General features: G+C 58.6%; 18 protein-coding genes. 8 read left to right on the top strand and 10 right to left on the bottom strand.

Features of this window, described 5'->3' with window-relative positions; genetic code table 11:
* Positions 1–4: 4 nt before the first annotated feature.
* The gene (locus ACFO6X_RS10920) at positions 5–1,261 is read right to left on the bottom strand and encodes a multifunctional CCA addition/repair protein (protein ID WP_382432920.1); all 1,257 of its coding nucleotides are present in this window, start codon (positions 1,259–1,261) and stop codon (positions 5–7) included.
* Complete coding sequence (locus ACFO6X_RS10915) at positions 1,258–1,830, bottom strand: 5-formyltetrahydrofolate cyclo-ligase (RefSeq protein ID WP_382432918.1); 573 nt, start codon at positions 1,828–1,830, stop codon at positions 1,258–1,260. The genes ACFO6X_RS10920 and ACFO6X_RS10915 overlap by 4 nt, the downstream gene beginning before the upstream one ends.
* 14 nt (positions 1,831–1,844) lie before the next feature.
* Here ACFO6X_RS10915 and ACFO6X_RS10910 point away from each other — a divergent pair, with 14 nt between their 5' ends.
* Positions 1,845–3,881 carry a lytic transglycosylase domain-containing protein gene (locus ACFO6X_RS10910; protein WP_382432916.1) on the top strand — a complete coding sequence of 679 codons (2,037 nt, stop codon included), beginning with the start codon at positions 1,845–1,847 and terminating at the stop codon, positions 3,879–3,881.
* Positions 3,882–3,979: 98 nt separating this feature from the next.
* On the opposite strand, the gene ACFO6X_RS10905 is transcribed toward ACFO6X_RS10910, so the two are convergent.
* Positions 3,980–5,536 carry a diguanylate cyclase gene (locus ACFO6X_RS10905; RefSeq protein WP_382432914.1) on the bottom strand — a complete coding sequence of 519 codons (1,557 nt, stop codon included), beginning with the start codon at positions 5,534–5,536 and terminating at the stop codon, positions 3,980–3,982.
* A 294-nt stretch (positions 5,537–5,830) separates the two neighbouring features.
* Here ACFO6X_RS10905 and ACFO6X_RS10900 point away from each other — a divergent pair, with 294 nt between their 5' ends.
* Positions 5,831–7,828 carry a methyl-accepting chemotaxis protein gene (locus ACFO6X_RS10900; protein ID WP_382432912.1) on the top strand — a complete coding sequence of 666 codons (1,998 nt, stop codon included), beginning with the start codon at positions 5,831–5,833 and terminating at the stop codon, positions 7,826–7,828.
* Between the two features lie 8 nt (positions 7,829–7,836).
* Here ACFO6X_RS10900 and purT read toward each other — a convergent pair whose 3' ends face one another.
* A complete protein-coding gene (gene purT, locus ACFO6X_RS10895; protein WP_382432910.1) occupies positions 7,837–9,039 on the bottom strand; it encodes a formate-dependent phosphoribosylglycinamide formyltransferase in 1,203 nt (400 codons plus the stop codon).
* A gap of 238 nt (positions 9,040–9,277) precedes the next feature.
* On the opposite strand from purT, the gene ACFO6X_RS10890 reads away from it, so the two are divergent.
* The 4 genes from ACFO6X_RS10890 (at position 9,278) to ACFO6X_RS10875 (ending at position 13,651) form a co-directional block, all read left to right on the top strand.
* Positions 9,278–10,126 carry a 3-hydroxybutyryl-CoA dehydrogenase gene (locus ACFO6X_RS10890; protein ID WP_382432908.1) on the top strand — a complete coding sequence of 283 codons (849 nt, stop codon included), beginning with the start codon at positions 9,278–9,280 and terminating at the stop codon, positions 10,124–10,126.
* A gap of 115 nt (positions 10,127–10,241) precedes the next feature.
* Positions 10,242–11,273 (top strand): serine/threonine protein kinase, encoded by a 1,032-nt coding sequence (locus ACFO6X_RS10885; protein ID WP_382432906.1) that lies wholly within the window; start codon positions 10,242–10,244, stop codon positions 11,271–11,273.
* A gap of 125 nt (positions 11,274–11,398) precedes the next feature.
* Complete coding sequence (locus tag ACFO6X_RS10880) at positions 11,399–12,415, top strand: ABC transporter substrate-binding protein (RefSeq protein ID WP_382432904.1); 1,017 nt, start codon at positions 11,399–11,401, stop codon at positions 12,413–12,415.
* Between the two features lie 12 nt (positions 12,416–12,427).
* Positions 12,428–13,651, top strand: a complete 1,224-nt coding sequence (locus ACFO6X_RS10875; protein WP_382432902.1) for a GGDEF domain-containing protein — start codon at positions 12,428–12,430, stop codon at positions 13,649–13,651.
* 24 nt (positions 13,652–13,675) lie between these two features.
* Here ACFO6X_RS10875 and ACFO6X_RS10870 read toward each other — a convergent pair whose 3' ends face one another.
* Complete coding sequence (locus ACFO6X_RS10870; RefSeq protein WP_382432900.1) at positions 13,676–15,484, bottom strand: MFS transporter; 1,809 nt, start codon at positions 15,482–15,484, stop codon at positions 13,676–13,678.
* A 129-nt stretch (positions 15,485–15,613) separates the two neighbouring features.
* Positions 15,614–16,678: an RNA-guided endonuclease InsQ/TnpB family protein gene (locus ACFO6X_RS10865; protein ID WP_382432898.1), complete on the bottom strand. Its 1,065-nt coding sequence runs from the start codon at positions 16,676–16,678 to the stop codon at positions 15,614–15,616.
* 95 nt (positions 16,679–16,773) lie between these two features.
* Between ACFO6X_RS10865 and ACFO6X_RS10860 the strand changes: the two genes are divergently transcribed.
* Both ACFO6X_RS10860 and ACFO6X_RS10855 read left to right on the top strand, forming a co-directional pair.
* Positions 16,774–17,505: a helix-turn-helix domain-containing protein gene (locus tag ACFO6X_RS10860; RefSeq protein ID WP_382432896.1), complete on the top strand. Its 732-nt coding sequence runs from the start codon at positions 16,774–16,776 to the stop codon at positions 17,503–17,505.
* A 127-nt stretch (positions 17,506–17,632) separates the two neighbouring features.
* Entirely contained in the window at positions 17,633–17,857 is a 225-nt protein-coding gene (locus ACFO6X_RS10855; protein ID WP_382432894.1) for a YdcH family protein, read from the top strand.
* A gap of 92 nt (positions 17,858–17,949) precedes the next feature.
* Here the strand turns inward: ACFO6X_RS10855 and ACFO6X_RS10850 are convergent, their stop codons facing one another.
* The 4 genes from ACFO6X_RS10850 to ACFO6X_RS10835 all read right to left on the bottom strand — a co-directional run bounded on the left by ACFO6X_RS10850 (position 17,950) and on the right by ACFO6X_RS10835 (position 21,089).
* Positions 17,950–19,227, bottom strand: a complete 1,278-nt coding sequence (locus ACFO6X_RS10850) for an FIST signal transduction protein (protein ID WP_382432892.1) — start codon at positions 19,225–19,227, stop codon at positions 17,950–17,952.
* Between the two features lie 28 nt (positions 19,228–19,255).
* A complete protein-coding gene (locus ACFO6X_RS10845; RefSeq protein WP_382432890.1) occupies positions 19,256–20,029 on the bottom strand; it encodes a PhaM family polyhydroxyalkanoate granule multifunctional regulatory protein in 774 nt (257 codons plus the stop codon).
* An 82-nt stretch (positions 20,030–20,111) separates the two neighbouring features.
* Positions 20,112–20,600: a copper chaperone PCu(A)C gene (locus tag ACFO6X_RS10840; protein ID WP_382432888.1), complete on the bottom strand. Its 489-nt coding sequence runs from the start codon at positions 20,598–20,600 to the stop codon at positions 20,112–20,114.
* A gap of 81 nt (positions 20,601–20,681) precedes the next feature.
* Complete coding sequence (locus ACFO6X_RS10835; RefSeq protein WP_382432886.1) at positions 20,682–21,089, bottom strand: hypothetical protein; 408 nt, start codon at positions 21,087–21,089, stop codon at positions 20,682–20,684.
* Positions 21,090–21,105 lie beyond the last annotated feature (16 nt).

The raw sequence follows: 21,105 nt of genomic DNA, 5'->3' as shown, positions 1-21,105 counted from the left end.
TGGTTCAATCGGAGGCAGCGCAAACCCGACCCAGCCACAAAGACACAGCCTGCACCCGTGCGGCATGAATGGCCTCGCCTACGGCCTTGCCCTGCTGGCCTCTGGCAGCAGCCAATGCCGCTACATCGGCCGTCACCACCGACAAAGCTGCCTGCAACACAGCATTCAGTCGTGCGCGTTGCGGATAGGCTGCCTCCTCAAAACCCAACCGCCCACGGGCATCACATTCGCAGGCTTGCAAAATCTCGTCGAGCCGGGCCGGTTTGCGGATGGCATCGCAGCGTTCTAACAAGCGCAGCAAGGCCGCGGCCCCCAAGTCGCCACTGCGGTGGATATTGCCATGCTCTCGCGCCACCACATCCGCCAGCTCTTTGCAGTCGGTAGGCACGCGCAGGCGCTCACACAGGCCTTTGAGCAACCGGGCGCTGCGCTGCTCGTGGCCAATATGGCGCGGCAACATATCGGCAGGGGTCGTGCCTTTGCCCAAATCGTGCGTCAGGCAGGCAAAGCGCACTGCAAGCGGCGCTTGCAACCGGGCTGCCATGTCCAGCACCATCATCAAGTGGATGCCCGTGTCCACCTCCGGGTGGTACTCGGCACGCTGTGGCACGCCCCAGAGGCGATCTACCTCGGGCAGCACCACACGCAAGGCACCACATTGGCGCAGCACCTCAAACATGCGCGAGGGCTGTGGCTCCATCAGCCCCCGGCTGATTTCTTGCCACACACGCTCGGCCACCAAGTGGTCGGCCTCACCATGCTCCACCATCGAGCGCATCAGCGCCAGTGTCTCTGGAGCCACCGTAAAGTCGGTAAACCGTGCTGCAAACCGCGCCACACGCAAAATGCGCACCGGATCGTCATGAAAGGCATCCGTTACATGGCGTAGCACCTTGTCGCGCACATCCTGCACGCCACCGTAGGGGTCGACCAAACTCTCGGGCGTGACCGGATCAGTCAGTGAGGCAATGGCATTGATGGTCAAGTCACGCCGCGACAAGTCCTCTTCCAGCGTCACGTCGGGCGATGTCTGCACCACAAACCCGCGGTAGCCGCGCCCACTCTTGCGCTCGGTGCGGGCCAAGGCATATTCTTCACGGGTATGCGGATGCAAGAACACCGGAAAATCCCGCCCCACCGCCAAAAAGCCTTGGGCTGCCATCTGCTCGGGTGTGGCCCCTACCACCACCCAATCGTGGTCGTTGACCGGACGGCCCAACAGACGGTCGCGCACGGCGCCACCCACCATATAAATCTTCATACCGGCCAAACAACACCGTTGTCATTGAGGATGGCGTCCAGTGGCTGATCGTGCGGCTCGGGCTCAAACTCGTCCAGATAGCCGTTGGTATAGCCCAGCCCCACCGTGGTGGGGCGCGGTTGCAAGGTCGCCAGCGTGCGGTCGTAAAAGCCACCGCCATAACCCAGGCGGTAGCCACCAGGCCCATAGCCCACACAGGGCACAAACAACAGTGTAGGCACGATCAACTCGGTATCTTTGGGCTTAGGAATGCCGTAAGCGTCCTCCTCCATAGGGCAGCCGGGATACCACACATGAAAGGTCAGTGTTTTGTGCTGCTTGTTGATCACTGGCAGGCCAATGCGGCGGCGCTGGGGCTGATCCAGCAGCTCACCATCTTCTTTCCAGCGGTGCAGCGCAGGCAAGGGATCAAACTCCCCCTTGATCGGCCAATAAGCGCCAATCACCGTATCGGGTCGGTTCAACAACCAAATACGCATGACTTGCTGGAGGTGGTCGGCTCGCTCCAGCCGGTGGGGCAAGTTCAGACGCTGTTCAATCAGAGCGCGGCGCAGGGCTGCTTTGTCCATCCGATAATTCCTCTATGCAATTGCCCAAGATTCTGACACCCTTCGCTGCCACCGCCCTGCTGGCGGCCTGTACCGCGCCTTTGGCGAGCACACCACAGCGTGTAGCCAGCGCAGTATCTACCAGCACCGAGGTGCAAGCCCCCTCCGGCGGCGACGATGTGCTGCGGGAGATGCAGCAGGCCTTTCGCAAGAATGACCGCAAAAAGCTCTCTCTGCTGCTGCCCGCTGCCCGTGGTCATATTCTGGAGCCTTGGGCCGCCTACTGGGAACTGCGTGCCCGCCTAGACGAAGCCAGTGCCGACGAGATTCAGGCGTTTTTCCAACGCTGGGCTGGCACTTACCAAGAAGACCGCCTGCGCAACGACTGGCTGCTGCTGTTGGGCCAGCGCCGCGACTGGGCACGCTTTAGCCAGCAACATGCCCAGTACCGCATGTCAGATGACCGCGAAGTACGCTGCTACGCGCTCACCATCGACCTGTTGCGCAACCACAAGCCCGCAACCGCCATTGCCGAAGAAGTGCGCCGCCACTGGCACAACGCCCGCGATGCCGACGATGGCTGCACCTACGCTGCCAGCGAACTGTTTGCTGCACGCCAACTGCCAGCCCTGGATGTATGGCGTGAGGCCCGCCTGAGCATGGAGGCCAACCGCCCCCGAGCTGTGCGCAATGCAGTCGCCATTGTTGCCCCCGAAGCGGTGGCCCAAATCAATGCACTGTATGACAAGCCCGCGGCCTTCCTGCACAGCCGCGCCACCGCCGCAGGCCGTCAGCGCCAAGAGCTGGTGGTGCTGGCCCTGATCCGGCTGGCCGCCAGCAACCTCGACAGCGCCGCCGAGCTGCTAGAAAACAAATGGGGCGTCCACCTGAGCGCCGAAGAGCGCCATTGGGTGTGGGGAGTGCTTGGCAAACAGGCGGCGCTGCGCCTGTCCCCTTTGGCGCAAGACTATTTTGGAAAGGCAGAGCGCGACTCGCACCTGAACGATGAATTACTGGCTTGGAAAGCCCGCACCGCCTTGCGCACCGGACAATGGAAAACTGTGCGCCAAGCCATTGACGCCATGAGTGACGAGGCCCGCCAAGACAGCACCTGGGTCTACTGGAAAGCCCGCGCCTTGTTGGCGGGCAAACCCTCAGAAACCGAGCGCAGCCAAGCGCGCAATCTGCTGGAGGGCATTGCCAGCCCGCGTGGTTTTTATGAGCAATTGGCAACCGAAGAGTTGGGCCGCAGCATCACCCTGCCCCCAGCCCCACCGCCACTCACGGCAGAAGAAAAGGCCACTGCCCGTGCCCACCCTGGGCTGCAACGGGCGCTGTATGCCATACAAATAGGCCTGCGCCCCGAAGGCACCCGCGAATGGAACTACAGCACCAACTTGCACACCCCCGGCGGCATGACAGACCGCGAGTTGCTGGCTGCTGCCGATCTGGCCTGCCAACGCCAAGTCTGGGACCGCTGCATTAACACCAGCGAACGCACCCGCAGCCTCATGGACTACACCCAGCGTTACCCCATGCCTTTTCAGAGCACGGTGGTAGCCCGCAGCCAAGGCATTGGCCTTGACCCCGCCTATGTGTATGGATTGATACGCCAAGAAAGCCGCTTCATCATGGATGCCCGCTCTGGCGTAGGAGCCTCGGGGCTGATGCAGGTCATGCCCGCCACCGCCCGCTGGACGGCCAAGAAAATTGGCTTGGAAGGCTTTACCCCCGAGCAGATCAACGACCGCGACACCAACATCACCATCGGCACCGCCTACCTCAAGCTGGCATTGGACGACTTTGCAGGCTCCATGCCCATGGCTGCTGCCGCTTACAACGCGGGGCCAGGCCGCCCACGCAACTGGCGCAACGGCCCAGTGCTGGATGCTGCCATTTGGGCCGAAAACGTGCCCTTTACCGAAACCCGTGACTATGTGAAAAAAGTGCTGGCCAACACCACCAACTACGCCGCCCTGCTCACAGGCCAACCACAATCGCTCAAAAGCCGCTTGGGCACCGTAGGGCCAAGAGACAGCGCGCAAGCCGTGCCCAACAAAGACCTGCCCTGAGCCGCCCTACGCCCCCACCGTACCAAGAGCTGCCGCGAAGATTCCGGTCATGAGCGGTTGACACCCGCCCTCGCAGTAGGCCAGGTTAGCCACTGCTCTCAACCCATCTGGCACTCTGGGGCCGTGCAAACACGGTTCTTGCCACTGCGCTTGGCTCTGTACAGCGCCTCATCGGCGCGTTTGAGCCAATCCTCTATGTTGTGCACCTCGGGCGTCAAGCATGCCACCCCGGCACTGGCACCCACACACACGGACGGCCCCCCATCGCCCAACCTGATAGGTTGCGACACCGCTGCAATCACCTGCTCTGCCGTAGCAACAGCCTCGGGGGCTGTGATACCGTGCCCCAGCACCAAGCAAAACTCATCCCCCCCAAGGCGGGCCGCCACATCGGCACGCTGATTCAGCCACTGCAATCGGGTGCCAATGGTGCGCAAGACCTCATCGCCCGCATCGTGCCCATAGTGGTCGTTGACCGGCTTGAAGCCATCCAAGTCCAGCATGACCAGCACACCGCTCTGGCCACCTTGGTCTCTGGCATTGATAGCCAACTCTAGCGCCACTTGCAGACTGGCCCGATTGGGCAAATCGGTCAGTGCATCACGAAAGGCCAGACGCTTCATGGTCTCTTCAGCCCGGCGGCGCAAGGTGATGTCCTCCACCGTCAATATCGCCATTACGGGTGTAACGCCCTCGTGCAGCACAATGGACAACTCGCAAATCATGGGCGTACCGTCATTTTTGCGCAGCACCACCTCGGTCTTGTTGATGAGCTTTTCTGCCGCACTGTGCATGCGGGCGATCAGGTCTGACCATGTGGCCGGATCAGCCCAGATAGGAGACTCACCAATGCGGTCATCTTTGCCGCCCAAGGGGCCAATGCGGCGCTCCCAAGCCTCATTGATACTCACAATGGTGCCGGTATCAATACGCACCACCGCTGCTGCTACCGGCAGCACCTTGAGCAAATCGAGCAAGCGCCGCTTCATTTGCTGCACAGCGGCCACCAGCGGCATATTGCCGTGGGCCAATACAGCCGATGGCGTGCCATCATCCATCAAATTGCCCTGCACCACCTGCTGGGCCAGCACAATCACATGCTGGGCCTCATAACCCTCGCGCCGCAACCAGACCGACAGGTAAACCATCATGGCAATAAAGGGCAAAAAATACGCCACATGCACGCCAAACAGCACCCAAAAGTTGTTCTGGTCAAACACATACACGGGCACACCCAAGGTTTGGGCATAGCCGAGCACCAAATGGTGTAGATAGATAAACACCGTGGCGGCCACAATACTGCGCCAATCGCGGTAGTAAAGCAAAACACCAATCAGGCCAAAGGCTGCAAAATGCGCCTCAATATCGCCCCCAGACTGGTGGATGATGAGGCCGGTATAAGCCATAAATGCACAGCCCATAAAAAGCCGCGTCACCAGTTGCCCCGGCCAAGCCTGTGCCAAGGCATAGGCCAACAGCATCGTAGGCAACCCAACCAGCCCGACCACCGCATAGGTTGCCCGCCACGGTGCCAGAGCGGTACACACCAACAGCAAGAACAAGTTCATCCACACCATGATGCGGTCGGCACGCACACGGTAGGGCCACAGCAGCCCATCGTAAGCTGCCTCCGCCTGTAATAAACGCAATATCACGGTGCAGCCTGGCAAATCCAACGGTTCAACACCTCATGTTGGGCGTAATAGCCCAACCAGAGCAAAGACCAGACGGCCCATAGCAGCACCCAAACCACCGGCCTGCGCAACCACCCAAACCGGGCAGGCACAGCGTCACTATGGCGCGAAACAAGCGTAGGAACCGTCACAGACATCACCACAGTATCCATCCATTTGACGGCATTGGTCACTCTGATTTTGATCAAGTTACAATTAGTCACGCGATGTACGAACTGGATGGCTCCTTGTCATCCTCTCTATGACAAAAAACCCATGACGCTTCTATCCAACAAATACCAATCCCTGGGTCTAGGCCAAAAACTGGCCGCTGCCAACTTCATTTTGGTATCCCTTGTATTGGCAGCATTGATTGGTTTGATTGGTTTTTTTGTTTCAAAAAACATTGAGCAGCGAGCCGAAGACGAACTGGCCCAGCATATTCACATGATGGTGAGCTTTTTGGAAGCCAGTGATACAGATCTGTACCGACGCGCAGAATTTTTAGCCCAAAGCTTTTCTCGTAATTTTTCTGGCAATTTTGAAATTTCTGCCGAGAAAATGCCCATCAAAGATCGGCAAGTTCCGGTGCTTGGGGTCAATGGCACCCCCATCAATCTTAATTATCAGGTAGTAGATCACTTCACACAAAGCACAGGGGCCATCGCCACGGTGTTTGTCAAAGACGGGCATGATTTTGTGCGCGTCACCACTTCCCTCAAAGATGACAAAGGCGAACGTGCTGTAGGCACCCTGCTCGACAAAGCCCATCCTGGCTACCCCAAAGTGCAAAGTGGCCAAGCTTACATGGGTATTGCCACCTTGTTTGGGCGGCGCTATATGACCCGCTACGACCCCATCAAAGATGCCCAAGGCAATGTGCTGGGTATTCTTTTTATTGGCTTGGATTTCTCAGAATTCTTTGCCAACATGAAAGAATCCATCAAGAAATTGAAGGTCGGCCAATCTGGTTACTATTACATCTTAGATTCTAAGCCTGGCAACAACATGGGCACACTGGTAGTGCATCCAGTGCTAGAAGGCAAAAACCTGCTAGACACCCAAGATGCAGATGGGCAGTTCTTTATTCGCGAAATGCTGGAGAAAAAGAACGGCACCCTGCATTACCGTTGGATGAACCAAGGCTCTGACGAAACCACCCCCAGAAAAAAACTGATTGCCTATGCCCACCACCCCAGCTGGGACTGGGTGATTGCTGCCAGCACCTATGTAGAAGAGTACACAGCGCAAGCACATCGACTGATTTTCTGGTTTGCCATGTTGGGACTGTTGGCAGTGGGTTTATTAGCAGCCGCCTGGTTTGTGTTTATCCGGCGCATGATTGTGCAACCCATCCAACAAGCCTGCACAGTAGCCGCCACCTTGGCCTCGGGCGATTTGTCCGGGCATCTGACAGAATCACGGCACGACGAAATCGGCGATTTGCTGCACGCCATGAACAGCATTGGCGAAGGCTTGACCCGTGTGGTCACCACAGTGCGCACCGGCTCCGAGAGCGTCGCTCTGGCCAGCGCCGAAATTGCGCAAGGCAACCAAAACTTAAGCCAACGCACAGCCAGCCAGGCCAGTGCCTTAGAGCAAACAGCCGCCTCTATGGAAGAGTTGGGCAGCACCGTCAAAACCAACGCCGATCATTCGGAAACAGCCAACCATCTGGCCCAAGATGCCAGCCAAGTGGTGATTGACAGTGGTCAAGTGGTGGAGCAGGTGGTACAAACCATGAAGGGCATTGAGGCCAGTAGCCACCGTATTGCAGAAATCATCACGGTGATTGATGGCATTGCCTTCCAAACCAATATCTTGGCCCTCAATGCAGCAGTAGAAGCTGCCCGCGCCGGAGAGCATGGCCGGGGCTTTGCCGTGGTAGCCAGTGAAGTGCGGGCATTGGCAGGCCGCTCGGCCCAAGCCGCCCAAGAAATCAAAGAGCTCATTAGCAACAGCGTGGAGCAAATCCAGCACGGGGGCGTACTGGTAGAAAAGGCAGGCCACAGCATGCAATCGGCGATTGCAGAGATTCAGAAGGTTGCCTCACTGATGCATGAGATCAGCAACGCCAGCCATGAACAAAGTGCAGGCGTGCAACAGGTGGGAGAAGCCATCGTTCACATGGACCAGACCACCCAACAAAATGCCGCACTGGTGGAAGAGATGGCCTCTGCCGCCAACAGCCTGCGCCAGCAAGCCGCAGATCTGGTCAGAACCGTGTCCGTCTTCAAGCTCGCCACGGCACATGCACACGCCGATGGCGCCTAACCACCCACTCAGACCCGGCGTGGACGCACCTTGCTGGCAGCCAACTTGGCATTTTGGCGAGCCACGTCTACATCAGTAGCACGGGCCAGCGCCACCCCCATGCGGCGCTTGGCAAAGCTCTCCGGCTTGCCAAACAGGCGCAAATCGGTATCTGGCACGCGCAATGCGTCGTCTACACCGTCAAACACCATGCCAGTGGCCTCCATGCCACCATAAATCACGGCGCTGGCACCGGGGTTGCGCAGGCTGGTATCTACCGGCAAACCCAAAATGGCACGGGCATGCAGTTCAAACTCACTCTGGTGCTGGGTACACAGGGTGACAAGGCCCGTGTCATGTGGACGGGGGCTGACCTCGCTAAACCACACTTGCTCCCCCTTCACAAACAACTCGACGCCAAACAGCCCTTGGCCGCCCAGGTTGTCGGTCACGGTCTTGGCAATATGGCGGGATTTTTCTAACGCCACCGGGTGCATGGGGTGGGGCTGCCAGCTTTCAACATAATCGCCGCCAACCTGCACATGGCCAATCGGATCACAAAAATGGGTGGCTACTTGGCCCTCAGCATCCAAGGCGCGCACTGTGAGCTGGGTGATTTCATAATCAAAATCAATAAAGCCCTCCACAATCACCCGTCCGTGGCTGACCCGGCCACCGGCCATCGCCACATCCCACGCCTTTTGCACATCTTGTGGGCCATCTATTTTGCTTTGGCCCTTGCCCGAGCTGCTCATGACCGGTTTAACGATACAGGGGTAGCCAATGCCGCCATCAATGGCGGCTTGCAACGCTTGCAAGGAATCGCAAAACCGATAGGGGCTGGTGGGCAGGCCCAGGGTTTCGGCTGCCAAGCGGCGAATGCCTTCACGATCCATCGTTAGGCGCGCAGCACGGGCGGTAGGAATCACACGCACCACACCGGCTGCCTCCAACTGCTCCAGCATCGGGGTGGCAATGGCCTCAATCTCAGGCACGACCCAGTGGGGCTTTTCGGCCTCGATCAAGGCTTGCAATTGTGCTGGGTCGCTCATGGCGATGGTGCGCGCATGGTGGGCAACCTGCTGACCAGGAGCATGGTCATAACGGTCTACGGCGATGGTTTCTACACCCAGGCGCTGCAAGGCAATCAGCACCTCCTTGCCCAACTCGCCCGAACCGAGCAGCATCACTTTGGTGGCATGGGGAGACAAGGGAGTGCCAAGGGTGGTCATGGAGTGCTTTCAAAAAAATACAGATCAAACCAGAAGAACAGGGCCAGCGGCCCACGCAACGCCAAACTGTAATCCAGACGGCACACACCAGCCCACCAGCAAAGACGGGCCGATATGCGCCTCCAAAATCGCGATGCTGTCAATGAACTTGGTTATGCTGTGTCACTGCGCATCGTGGGGCTACTCCCACGGGCAGCTTTTGTGTGGCCTTTGTTCTACTTTAAAGAGGATTTTGTATATGACCATCACCACTGTCGGCATCATCGGCGCCGGAACCATGGGCAACGGCATTGCGCAAGCCTGCGCAGTTGCGGGTATCAACGCCATCCTGGTAGACATCTCTGACGCCGCCGTACAAAAAGGGTTGGCCACTGTTGCAGGCAGCTTGGATCGCCTGGTCAAGAAAGAAAAGATCAGCGCCGCCGACAAAGATGCCATCTTGGCCCGCATCAAAACCAGTACCAGCTACGACGACCTGAAGGCCGCACAACTGGTGATTGAAGCCGCCACCGAAAACCACGACATCAAGGTGAAGATTCTCAAGCAGGTTGATGCGCTGGTCGATCCTGAAGTCATCATCGCTACCAACACCTCGTCTATCTCCATCACCGAGTTGGCCGCCACCACAGGCCGCCCCGACAAGTTTGTGGGCATGCACTTCTTCAACCCCGTGCCCATGATGGCGCTGGTAGAGGTGATTCGAGGTCTGCAAACCAGCGATGCAACCCACGATGCCGTGCAGGCACTGGCCAAGGCATTGGGCAAGACGCCCATCACCGTCAAGAACAACCCCGGCTTTGTGGTCAACCGGATTCTGGTGCCCATGATCAACGAAGCCTTCTTTGTGTTGGCCGAAGGCTTAGCCACCGCCGAAGACATCGATGCAGGCATGAAGCTGGGTTGCGGGCAGCCCATGGGCCCACTGGCGCTGGCCGATCTGATTGGTCTGGATGTCTGTCTGGCTATCATGGAAGTGTTCCTAGACGGCTTTGGCGACAGCAAATACCGTCCTGCCCCACTGCTCAAGGAAATGGTGGCCGCTGGCCGCTTGGGCCGCAAGACGGGCCAAGGCGTATACAAGTACTGAGCAACACCCCCACCAGCCAACAGGGCCATGCCCTGTTGGCGCCATCAAGCCGGCATGTACCACCACGGTATATTTCCGGCTTTTTTTATTGCCAAGGGCACGCGACAATGGCTGCATGAACGCCTCCACTGCCCCTAGGGCTGCACACCACCCTTTTTCTTCCCTCACGCCCGATGTGGTGCTGGATGCACTGGCTGGCGTTGGCCTGTATGGTGATGGGCGTTTGATGGCGTTGTCATCCTACGAAAACCGCGTCTACCAAGTAACGCTAGAGGACAGCAGCCGTGTGGTGGCTAAGTTCTATCGCCCCGAACGCTGGAGCCAGACACAAATTCTGGAAGAACACGCTTTTGCCGCCGAACTGCAAGAGGCCGAGGTGCCTGCCGTGGCTCCACTGGTGTTGCAAGGCCAGACATTGCACCAACATGGCGGGTTTGCCTTTTCGGTCAGTCCTTGGCGTGGTGGCCGCCAGCCTGAGCTGGACGATTGGGAAGTGCTGGAATGGCTGGGCCGCTTTCTGGCCCGCATCCACAACGTGGGGGCAGCCCAGCCTTTTGTCGCCCGCCCAGCACTCGATGCCACCAGCTTTGGCAGCGAGGCACGCGACTGGCTGCTGGCGCAAGCCATCATTCCACTGGACGTGCAATCTGCTTGGCGCGATGCTTGCGAACAAGCACTGGCCTTGATCGCTGCCACTGGTGGCCCCCACGGCGGCCTGCCCCATGCCACCGCCTTGCGCCTGCATGGCGACTGCCACCCCGGCAACATTCTCTGGACACCACTGGACGAATACGGGCGCGGTGGCCCACACTTTGTTGATCTGGACGATGCACGCATGGGGCCAGCCATTCAGGACTTGTGGATGCTGCTCTCGGGCGACCGGCGCCAGCGCACCGGGCAACTCAGTGCCTTGCTAGAGGGCTACGAACAACTGCGCCCATTTGATCGGCGCGAACTGGCCTTGATAGAGCCCCTGCGCACACTGCGCCTCATTCACTACAGCGCCTGGCTGGCCCGGCGTTGGCAAGACCCCATTTTTCCGATCAACTTCCCGTGGTTTGGCAGCAGCGACTATTGGCGCGGCCAAGTAGACATGTTGCACGAGCAAATCGAGGCCATGCAGGAAGAACCCCTATCGGCATATTAGTAAAAACCTATACGATTCCAGCTACTATTTGTTTCATCTTATCTTGATGCAAGCATTTGCAAGCTCTACGGGTTGTCCATTTTTAGAGTTTCAGAACAAAAACCGTTCTTCACTATGGGATCACCATGCACCATCGCCTCGATTGCCCGAGCAAACGCCAGTTATTGCAAACCGGCTGCGCATTGGCTGCCAGTGCTCTGGGTTGGGCAGGCAACGCCCTAGCGCAGGGCCACCACCGGATCATCCGTATTGGGGTTACACAAATCGTCTCCCATGCAGCACTGGATGCCGACCAAAAAGGCTTTGAGGCCGCACTGCTCAGTGCGGGCTTTAAAGAAGGGACCAACCTTCGCTATCTGCGCCACAATGCCCAAGGGAGTCTAGAACAAGCCCATGCCATTGCCCAAACCTTGGTGCGCGAGCAAGTCGACCTGATCCACAGCATTGCCACGCCCACCACACAGGCCGTAGTGCAGGCCACACGCAGCATTCCGATTATTTTTTCTTCCATTACCGACCCACTGGGTGCAGGCATCGTGCCCCAGCGCAGTGAGCGCGGCCAGACCACACAGACCAATGTGACCGGCGTCAGTGATTTATGGCCTGTGGTGTTGCAAATGGAGACCTACGCCAAGATGGCGCCGCAGGCCAAACAGTGGGGCACCATTTATAACCCCGCCGAAGTCAACTCCATCACCCATACCAAGGCCATGCGGGCAGCGGCGCAACAGCTAGGGCTGGAGCTGATCGAAGTACCCATCCGCCACAGCAACGAGGTCGGCCCAGCAGCCACTTCGTTGGTGGGCAAAGTGCAGGCTTTTACCATCACCTCCGACAACACCACCGTCGCCAATCTGGAAGCACTGGTGGCCGTGGCCAACCGACACCGAATACCCCTGTTTGCTGGCGATGTAGACAGCGTTGCGCGTGGTGCTGTGGCAGCCTACGGACTAGATTACTTTTTGGTGGGCTACGCTGCAGGTAAAAAGGCCGCACTGGTACTCAAGGGAGCCGCCGTTGGCAATATTCCTTGGGGGCCGGTAGAAAAATTCAGTCTGGCCATCAACCTGCGCGCGGCCAAAGCGCAAGGCGTGGAACTAGCCCCCGCGCTGCTAAAAAAGGCGGACAAGGTGCTTGAGTAATCCGCCGCCGTCATGAAGCTTCTGGGCAGCATCTATATTGCCATTGCCATCTTGGTTCTGACCACGGCCATTGGCTGGTATGTAGACATACACAACGAGCAGATGCACGAACGCCATCTGACCGTACATACCCAACTGGAGCGCATGGCACGCCTACAGCAAGAACTCAACGGCATGTTGAGCACGGCAGTGCTAGAAGAAAACACTTTGCGTGCCAGCACCTATGACCGGGTAGGAACGGATCTGGACAGCACACTGCAATCGGTCAAACAGCTGACAGCCACTTTGGGCCTGTCTGACGAGATCACGGTGGTACAGGCAGACCATGACAAATTGCGCACCATTGAAGCCCATGCCATTGCGGCCATGCGACAAGAACAATGGTTGCAGGCGCGGCGCTTGTTGTTTGATGACGACTATCTGCTCACCAAAAAGCTCTACGAGATCAACAGTGAAACCGCCGTTGGCGCCCTCACGGCAGAGCTGGGCGCACAGGCCCAGCGTTTTGCCAAGGCCCGCACCGCCGCCCTGGGGTTGCGTGTGGGGGCAGTGCTGTTGCTGATTGGCGTGAGTGTTGTATTCTCGCGCCGCTTGCGCGAAGAACTGCGCGAACGCGAACGTCTGGGCCAAGAAATCCAAGCGGCCAATGCCATGCTGGAAGACAGTGTGCGCAAACGCACTGCCGAACTAGAAGCGGCCAACCACCAGCTAGCCACCCTGAGCACCACCGACAGCCTGACCGGATTGGCCAACCGACGCAAGTTTGACGAAGTCTGGCAAACCGAATGGCAGCGTGCCACCCGACAAGGCACGCCACTGGCAGTCATCATGCTGGATGTAGACTTTTTCAAGCGATACAACGACCACGATGGTCATCAGGCGGGCGATGTCTGTTTACAACAAGTAGCGCACATTCTGTCTGGAGGCATCCACCGGGCTGGCGAACTGGTAGCCCGCTATGGTGGCGAGGAGTTTGTGTTGGTGCTGCCCGGTGCAGATATTGCCGATGCCTATGCCAGCGCCGAACGCATCCGTGTGGCCGTGCAAGCCGCAGCCATTGCACACGCCGACTCCCCTCTGGGGCCAGTAGTGACTGTCAGTGTCGGTCTGGCCGCAGGCATCCCCCGTATCGGCACCCACCCCGAACATCTATTGCGCGCTGCCGATGCCGCCCTCTACCGCGCCAAGGCCCAAGGGCGCAACTGCTGTTGCCTCAGCCCAGCAGACCTGGCGTAATGGCCTCCTCGGCACCACACCAGCTCAGGGGCGCAGAGCATCCAGACGCTGGCGCAGCCCCTGCGGAGTGCAATCTGTGGGGGCCAAGGCGGCCCCCACCTGCAACTGCACCCGCCCCCAAGCCGCATGGGCAGGTTGGTGCAGGGCCAAAGGTACACAAGACACGGCAATGCCTGCTGCGTGGGCTTGCGCCAGCAATTGCAGGCTGTCTTGCTCTGAGGTCACGGCCAATAAATCACCTTCGCGCAGCACCTGCAACGCTGTAGCCTGCGCTTGCTGGCGTGCCAGTGCATCGTTTGGCCCAGACGCCCAGGCAATGGCTTTGGACAAACGCAACAGCCAACCACCCCAAGGTTGATGCAACAAAGCAGGCTCCACCACAAAACAAATAGGCCGGGGGCTGGCCGCCATCAGCAAGACCCGATCCACAAACCCCGCATGGTTGCACACCAATATGGCGGCACCACTGGTAGGCAGATGCTCATCGCCCTTGACCTTGAAGTGATACACCAAACGCGACAACACCCAGGCAATAAAGCGCAACAGGTATTCAGGCACCAACAAGAAGATATAGCCAGCCACCACAGCATTAGCCAACCCAGTAGCCAAAAACACCTCGGGCACCGTCCAGCCAGCCCCCAACAAAGCCCCCGCCAATACAGAGCTGGCAATCATGAACAACGCATTGAGGATATTGTTGGCCGCAATGATGCGTGCGCGGTGCGTGGGCTGGCTGCGCATCTGGATCAACGCATACATGGGCACGCTATACAACCCGGCAAACAAACTCAGCAGCAGCAAATCCAACATCACCCGCCAATGGGCAGGCTGGGCCACAAAGGCGGTCACACCCATCTGCGCGACTGTGGGCAAGCTGTGTGCTGCCGCATACAGATCGACGGCAAAAACCGTCATGCCAATAGCACCCAGCGGCACCAGTCCGATCTCTACATGGCGGCGCGACAACACTTCACACAACAGCGAGCCTGTGCCAATGCCCACCGAAAACACCACCAGCAGCAAGGAGGCCACATGGGCGTCGCCATGCAACACATCGCGGGCAAAGCTGGGAAATTGGGCCAAAAACACGGCACCAAAGAACCACATCCAGCTAATGCCCAACAACGAGCGAAACACCACAATGTTGCCATGTGCCAGCTTGAGGTTACGCCAAGTCTCGCTGATGGGGTTCCAGTTGATCTGCAGATGGGGATCGGTGGCCGGAGCTGCCGGAATAAACTGCGCCAGCACCCGCCCGGCCAAGGCCAACCCCAAGCAGGCCAAGGCCACCATGGTCGGGCCTATATTGGGCAGGGCCACCAACAAACCACCGGCCACATTGCCCAACAAAATAGCCACAAAAGTGCCCATCTCAATCATGCCGTTACCACCGGTGAGTTCGCGCTCGTTGAGTGCTTGGGGTAAATAAGCAAACTTGACCGGGCCAAACAGGGTGGAATGCACCCCCATCAAAAAAGTACACAGCAGCAGCACCCCGACACTGCCCAGCATAAAACCCGCCCCAGCCAGCAGCATGATGGCAATCTCTAGGCTTTTGACAAAGCGGATGATGCGCGTCTTTTCAAACTTGTCGGTAAGCTGGCCTGCTGTGGCCGAAAACAGCAAAAACGGCAAAATAAACAACGCCCCAATCACCAACCCAGCCAATGTGGGCGACAGCCATGCCACTTGCAGCTGGTAAGTCACCAGCACCGTAAAAGCAAATTTGAACAGGTTGTCGTTGGCCGCCCCAGCAAACTGCGTCCAGAAAAACGGTGCAAAGCGGCGCTGGCGCAGCAGGGCAAACTGGTTCGGGTGCTCGGAGTGGGGCATGGCAGGCTCGTAAGAGGATGGCGGGAAGGCGTGTTGCAGATTGTGCCCACCTGCCGCTACAACAAAGCACAAAACCCTGCACCAGACGCATCTGGCGATACTGGCAGTATCTTTGACATCCTCGCCGCCCTAAAGGACGGCGATTCCCTCTACAGGCGCTCGATGTCCCGAGCGGGCACTGGATTTATTCAGAATATTTTTGGCGGCATTTACATCACGGTCATGCGCACCACCACACTCCGAACAAACCCAGTGCCTTATTCCAAGGTCTGCGATACCTTTCGGCCTCGAATCGGGCAGTGCGCCGCAATGCGAACAGACTTGGGAAGAAAACGCTTCATTCACTTCTTCATACCACGCGCCATTCGCCACCGACTTGTACGCCAGCATGGTTTTGAAGGAATGCCAAGATGCGTCATACACGCTTTTGGCCATCTTGGTCTTAGCCAGTTTGCCGCTGCTGACGTTACCCACAGCGATGTAATCAAAGCGGCGCACGATGTCCGTGCTAGCCTTGTGCAGAAAGTCCATACGGCAATTGGCCATCTTGGCATGGATGTTGGTCACTTGGCATTTTTTGTGCGCCCGCTGCGCTTGGGCCAGCTTGGCTTCCCATTGGCGAAGGTAACGCGGGTGCTCGATTTTCTCGCCGGTGGACAGGGTAGCCAACTCTTTCAAGCCCAAGTCAATCCCGACACCGCGCAAAGGCTGCCGGGTGGGTGCGTCTGGCATTTCGACCGCGATGTTGAGGAACCAGTTACCACGCCGATCTTGAGCAAAGCAGGTGCCATCCTTTATCTTGCCTTCAGGCAATGGGCGCGAATCAAAGACGCGGAAAGTGTTACCGGCAAAACGAAAGGCATTGCCCTCGCGCTTCAACTCCCGGCCTTTGCGTGGAACCCAGCCCAGCGTGCGTTTGCCACGGTAGCGCAGATAGGGGCGCTTGAACTGCTTGCGCGACTTGGCGTATTGCTCACACACTGCATTCACTGTGCCCGAGTGGATGCCCAGCTCTTTACTGCTGCCGGTCGTGAGCTTATTCAAGTCAAAGCCGGTAGGCCAAGGCTTGCGCCACTTCAAGGCGCGCTTTTGCGTGTCGTTGCAGAAGTTCCAGACAAAGTTCACCGCCCGCGCCTGCTGGTTCAGCAAGCCGTTCAAAGACTTGACGCGGTAACGGTACACCTTGGTGCTCATCCGGGCATGGTAGCCCGTTTTTTCAACCCAGTGCAGCCTCTCGGCTGCGCTCCTTTCCTTCCCGGCATAAATGCCGAGGTTTCTCGGAGCATTCGATGAGCACCACTGCCGACCTCGTCATCGCCCTCAAGCAAGAACTCAAGGCTGCCGGGCTGACCTATGCCGATGTAGCCCAGGCACTGGGCATGGCCGAATCCAGCGTGAAACGGATGTTGGCCAAAGGCGACATGCCCCTGTCACGCATGGATGCCATCTGCCGCGTACTCAAACTGGATTTTGCCGATTTGGCTCGGCGTGTGCTGGAGGCCCAGCCCCTGCTGGCCCAACTCAGCCACGCCCAAGAGCAAGCGGTAGTGGCCGACCGAGTGCTGCTGTTGGTTGCCATTTGCGTGCTCAGCCAATGGACACTAGAACAAATCACCCACAGCTACCGCGTGACGCAGGCGCAGGCCATTGCGGCACTGGCCCAACTAGACCGCATTGGCATCATCGAATTGCGACCGCTGAACCGCTATCGCCTCAAGCTCGCCAAAACCTTCCGCTGGCGGCCCCACGGGCCCGTGATGCAGTATTTTCGGGAGCATGCACTGCTGGACTATTTTGGTGGCAGTTTTGACGGCCCCGGCGAGGGGCTGCTGCTGGTGCATGGCAGCATCAGCCAAGCTTTGGCTCCCGCCTTCATGGAGCGCCTACAACGGGTGGCGCAAGACTTTGCCCAACAACACCTGGCCGACCAGAAACTGCCTGAAAATCAACGCGAAGGCTACACCCTGTTGCTGGCCGCACGCCGTTGGGAATTTGCAGCTTTGGCAGCCATGCGCCGCTGACTTGCGGCCCATTGCAAGGCCCGTGCGGCACTCGGGTTCTTGGGGTCTGGTTCAAGGGTGGGTATAGTTGCAAACAGTGGCGCGTCGATGTCCGGCGCCCCGAACTCCCCCTTTACAAGGATTACCCATGTTTCCCGAGTACCGCGAGCTGATCACCCAACTCAAGCATGTTGACCACCACTTCACTCGCCTGTTTGACGAACACAACGACCTGGATCACAAGATCAAGGCCATGGAAGCCCGCACCATTCCTGGCACCGATGTTGAAATCGAAAACCTGAAGAAAGAAAAACTCCACCTCAAGGATCAACTGTATGTGATCCTGCAAAAGAAGGCCGCCGAACAGGCCTGATGCCAGCACCGAGACCGGCCTGACCACCAGCAGCCCCCGGTTTCATGCCATCACCAAGGCGCCTTCGTGGCGCCTTTACTGTGTGGGGCTCTTCAGTCCTCGTCTATCTCTGGTGCCGTCAACACCGTCAGCACAGCGGTATAGCCATACAGATGGTGGCCTGCAATCTCACCGCCCGCAAAAACCCCGACCAAAGGCACATCGCCCAAGGCATGGCGCACCCATTGCAGCTCAGCACCTGGCGCACCAAAATGGCTGCCACCACGCCCCGAACAGCTCACATAAATAGCCCCAGTGATGTGCTTGGGTAGCACGGGCGATGGCACCGTATGGGCAGGAGCTACTTCCAGCATGTCTGGCGTCAGCTCTTCGCGCACTTCCGCACAGATACGCACCAAATCTGCCCGTGCTGCCGCAGGGCTGCGCTGGCAAAACTGTAAGCCCATACCCGGATGCACATGATCGGCCAAGGCAATACCCCGTCGAGTGCCATCAAGCCCCACGATGTGGCGCACCCGCACCTCTGCGCCTAAATGACCGGGGTGCTGCACGGTAGGCATGGAGTGGCTGTTGGGCATATCCATCAGACCGGCCAAGATGCCCCGCACCTTTTCAACCGCTTGGTGCGGATCGGCCTGGAGTGACACGCCCAATGTGCGCAGCAAAACGTCTAGGGCTGGTTCGTCATCCAGCGCCAGCACCACATTGTCTTGTGCAGCCGTGATCTGGTAACGCGGCCCCACGGGTTGGCAACCCTGGGTGACACGCGACACCAGCCCCAGTTCCGCCCCCCAAGCTACGCCAGAAAGCCCCCCGTCAAACACACCACTGGCAGCACCCTGACCCGCTACCGTGCCACTGCTACTGACAGCAAACTGCACACTGCGACCACGGCTGGCTACCAAACCACCAAAGACAGCGCCACTGTCTGTGCGCTCGGCAATCTCAGCAATCAAGCCTGGCAAATCAGGGGTACGGCCATCGGCATGTACCAGTGCTGTGCGCGCCGTAAAACCACTGTGTCCAGTGCGGGGCAGTGGCGCTACCCCCGAAAACACACGGTATTGGTCCACTGGCAGCTCCAGCAACATCACCGACAGCGCAGGCTCATCAAAATACTCTGCCCCACTGGCACAAACACCGATACCGACCATGCCACTCCAATCGGTGACGGTAGGCAACTCGGCACTGAAAAAATCCAGTATGCCCTGCGCCTCGCTGGCATAGTGATCCGTGATGTAGAGCAGCCCCAAATTGGGCGTATCAGCATAACCAGGCAGGGCCATGTGCGCCCGCAATTGGGCCAGCGCCAACGCAGCAGCCATACGCCACTGGGGATGTGTCGCATGGCCTGTGGGACAGCGTTTCATAACAGGCCGATCCAACCAGCAAAGACGATCAACGGGCCGCCTTGGTACGGCGCACCGCCGCTTTGCGCGGCTCTGTATCGGACTCAGCCGGAGCATCTTCTGCGCCCGGTGTGCTCTGTGTGGGTGCCGCCTTGCGTGCTGTGGCCTTCTTGACAGGTGCTGCCGCCTGACTGGCCTGTTGTGCCGCTGCACTGGCCACTGTGGCTGCCTGCAGGGTGGCCTCCTTGACCGTTTGCACACTCTTGGCCGCCATATCGGTAGCCGTCTTGAAGGCTTCTGCCGCCAGATCGGTGGCTCCCGCCTTGGTCGCTTCGGTCATGGCCGTTGCAGCAATTTGCTGAAACTGCTGAGTCAATGCCCCCCACCATTGCATGGGGTCTACCACACTGGGAGCTGCTTCGGCAGACGCGGTACTGGCCGTTTCACTGGCAGCGTCCGGTGGTGCTGCCGGAGCAGCAGCCTGCGCAGGGCTGGCACTGGCATCCGTCTTTTTGATAGTGAAGGCGTTGGCCATGTCCGCCATGCTGAAATTCATTCCCTTGAGCGTGGCGAGCGTCATTTTCTGCACTTCGAGGGCTTGGATGGTGGCCGTCAGTGCGCGGGAGTTTTGCTCTAACCAAAACTGCACGGCCTTCAGCTCGGTAATGCGTTTTTCCAACTCCTCTACGCTGATGGTGGGTGCTATCCAACTCGACATATTGGGCATCTGCGGCAAACTGCTGGCCGCCCCCTGGGTCAGGTTTTGCAAAAAGTCAAAGCCTGGCAAAAAATTGCCAAAACCGAAAGAGGATGTATCGCTCATGGCCGCTCCGCTGGGTGATCAAAAGATGCCTACAGCTTAACCCAAGGCAGTGACAAGCCACAGAGCGATACAGTCTACTTTTTTAGTGGTGGTGGGCTGTCCCATGCACTGGGGCATTGCTTGGCATCTTGGCACTGACTGGCAACTGCAAAGACAACTGTGACTGTGCCCCTTGGGCATCTTGGAACACCAGCGTCAAAGGCACCTGTGTGCCTTGGGCCAAGGGAGCCTTCAAATCCATCAACATGACGTGGTATCCGCCCGGCTTGAGCTCTACCACGGTGCCTGCTGGCAGGTTCAAACCAGCCACTGCCCGCATTCTCATCACATCACCATCCATCTTCATTTCATGGATCTCGGTCACACCGGCTACAGGAGACTCTGCCCGCACTAAACGGGCGGCACTGCTCGCCGTCAAGCGCATGAAAGCACCCGTAGCCTTTTGGCCCACGACACTGGCACGCACCCACGCATTTTCTGCCACCACAGGAGCAACCGTCTGGGCATGAACCACACCAGCACACAGCACAGCGGTCAGGAATAAAGGGGAAACAAAGCGTTGCAACAACATATAGATACTCCGGTGCCACCGCATGTAGCACCTCTCAAAAAACCAATCCACAGGCAACCCGGCTGGGTGCCCTCCAACAAACTACAGGGTCTGTAGCACCCGCATCACAAACGCTGCGGTGCCCAGTGCTGTCGTGGGCGGCCCACGGGCAGGCAACGCCGCCGCTGCCCGCCACACCCAAGGCGCAGCGTCCATCAGCACCTGTCTGTTCTCTGTCTCTTGTCTGGGGGCACTTGGTACAGAAGCGCCTGTGGGTGGAGCAGCCGTGCCCATGCACAAGGGGCAATCGAGCAGGTGGTCTACCGCACCCACCAGCAGTCCATCCTGATATCCCACCCAGCGGGCTGGCCCCATTGCAGAGCAAACCTGCTCCAGCCCCACCGGACGCAACAGGGGCGAGGCCACAGCCCCCCCTACTATGGCCAGCCACACGACCAGCACGCAGCGGATCAGCCAGCACCTGCGCAGCACAGAAAGGCGGATGGGCACCAACGGCAGCCACAGC

This window comes from Giesbergeria sinuosa (assembly GCF_042652905.1).
GTDB lineage: Bacteria > Pseudomonadota > Gammaproteobacteria > Burkholderiales > Burkholderiaceae_C > Simplicispira > Simplicispira sinuosa.
This window is presented reverse-complemented; position numbering and strand designations above follow the sequence as displayed.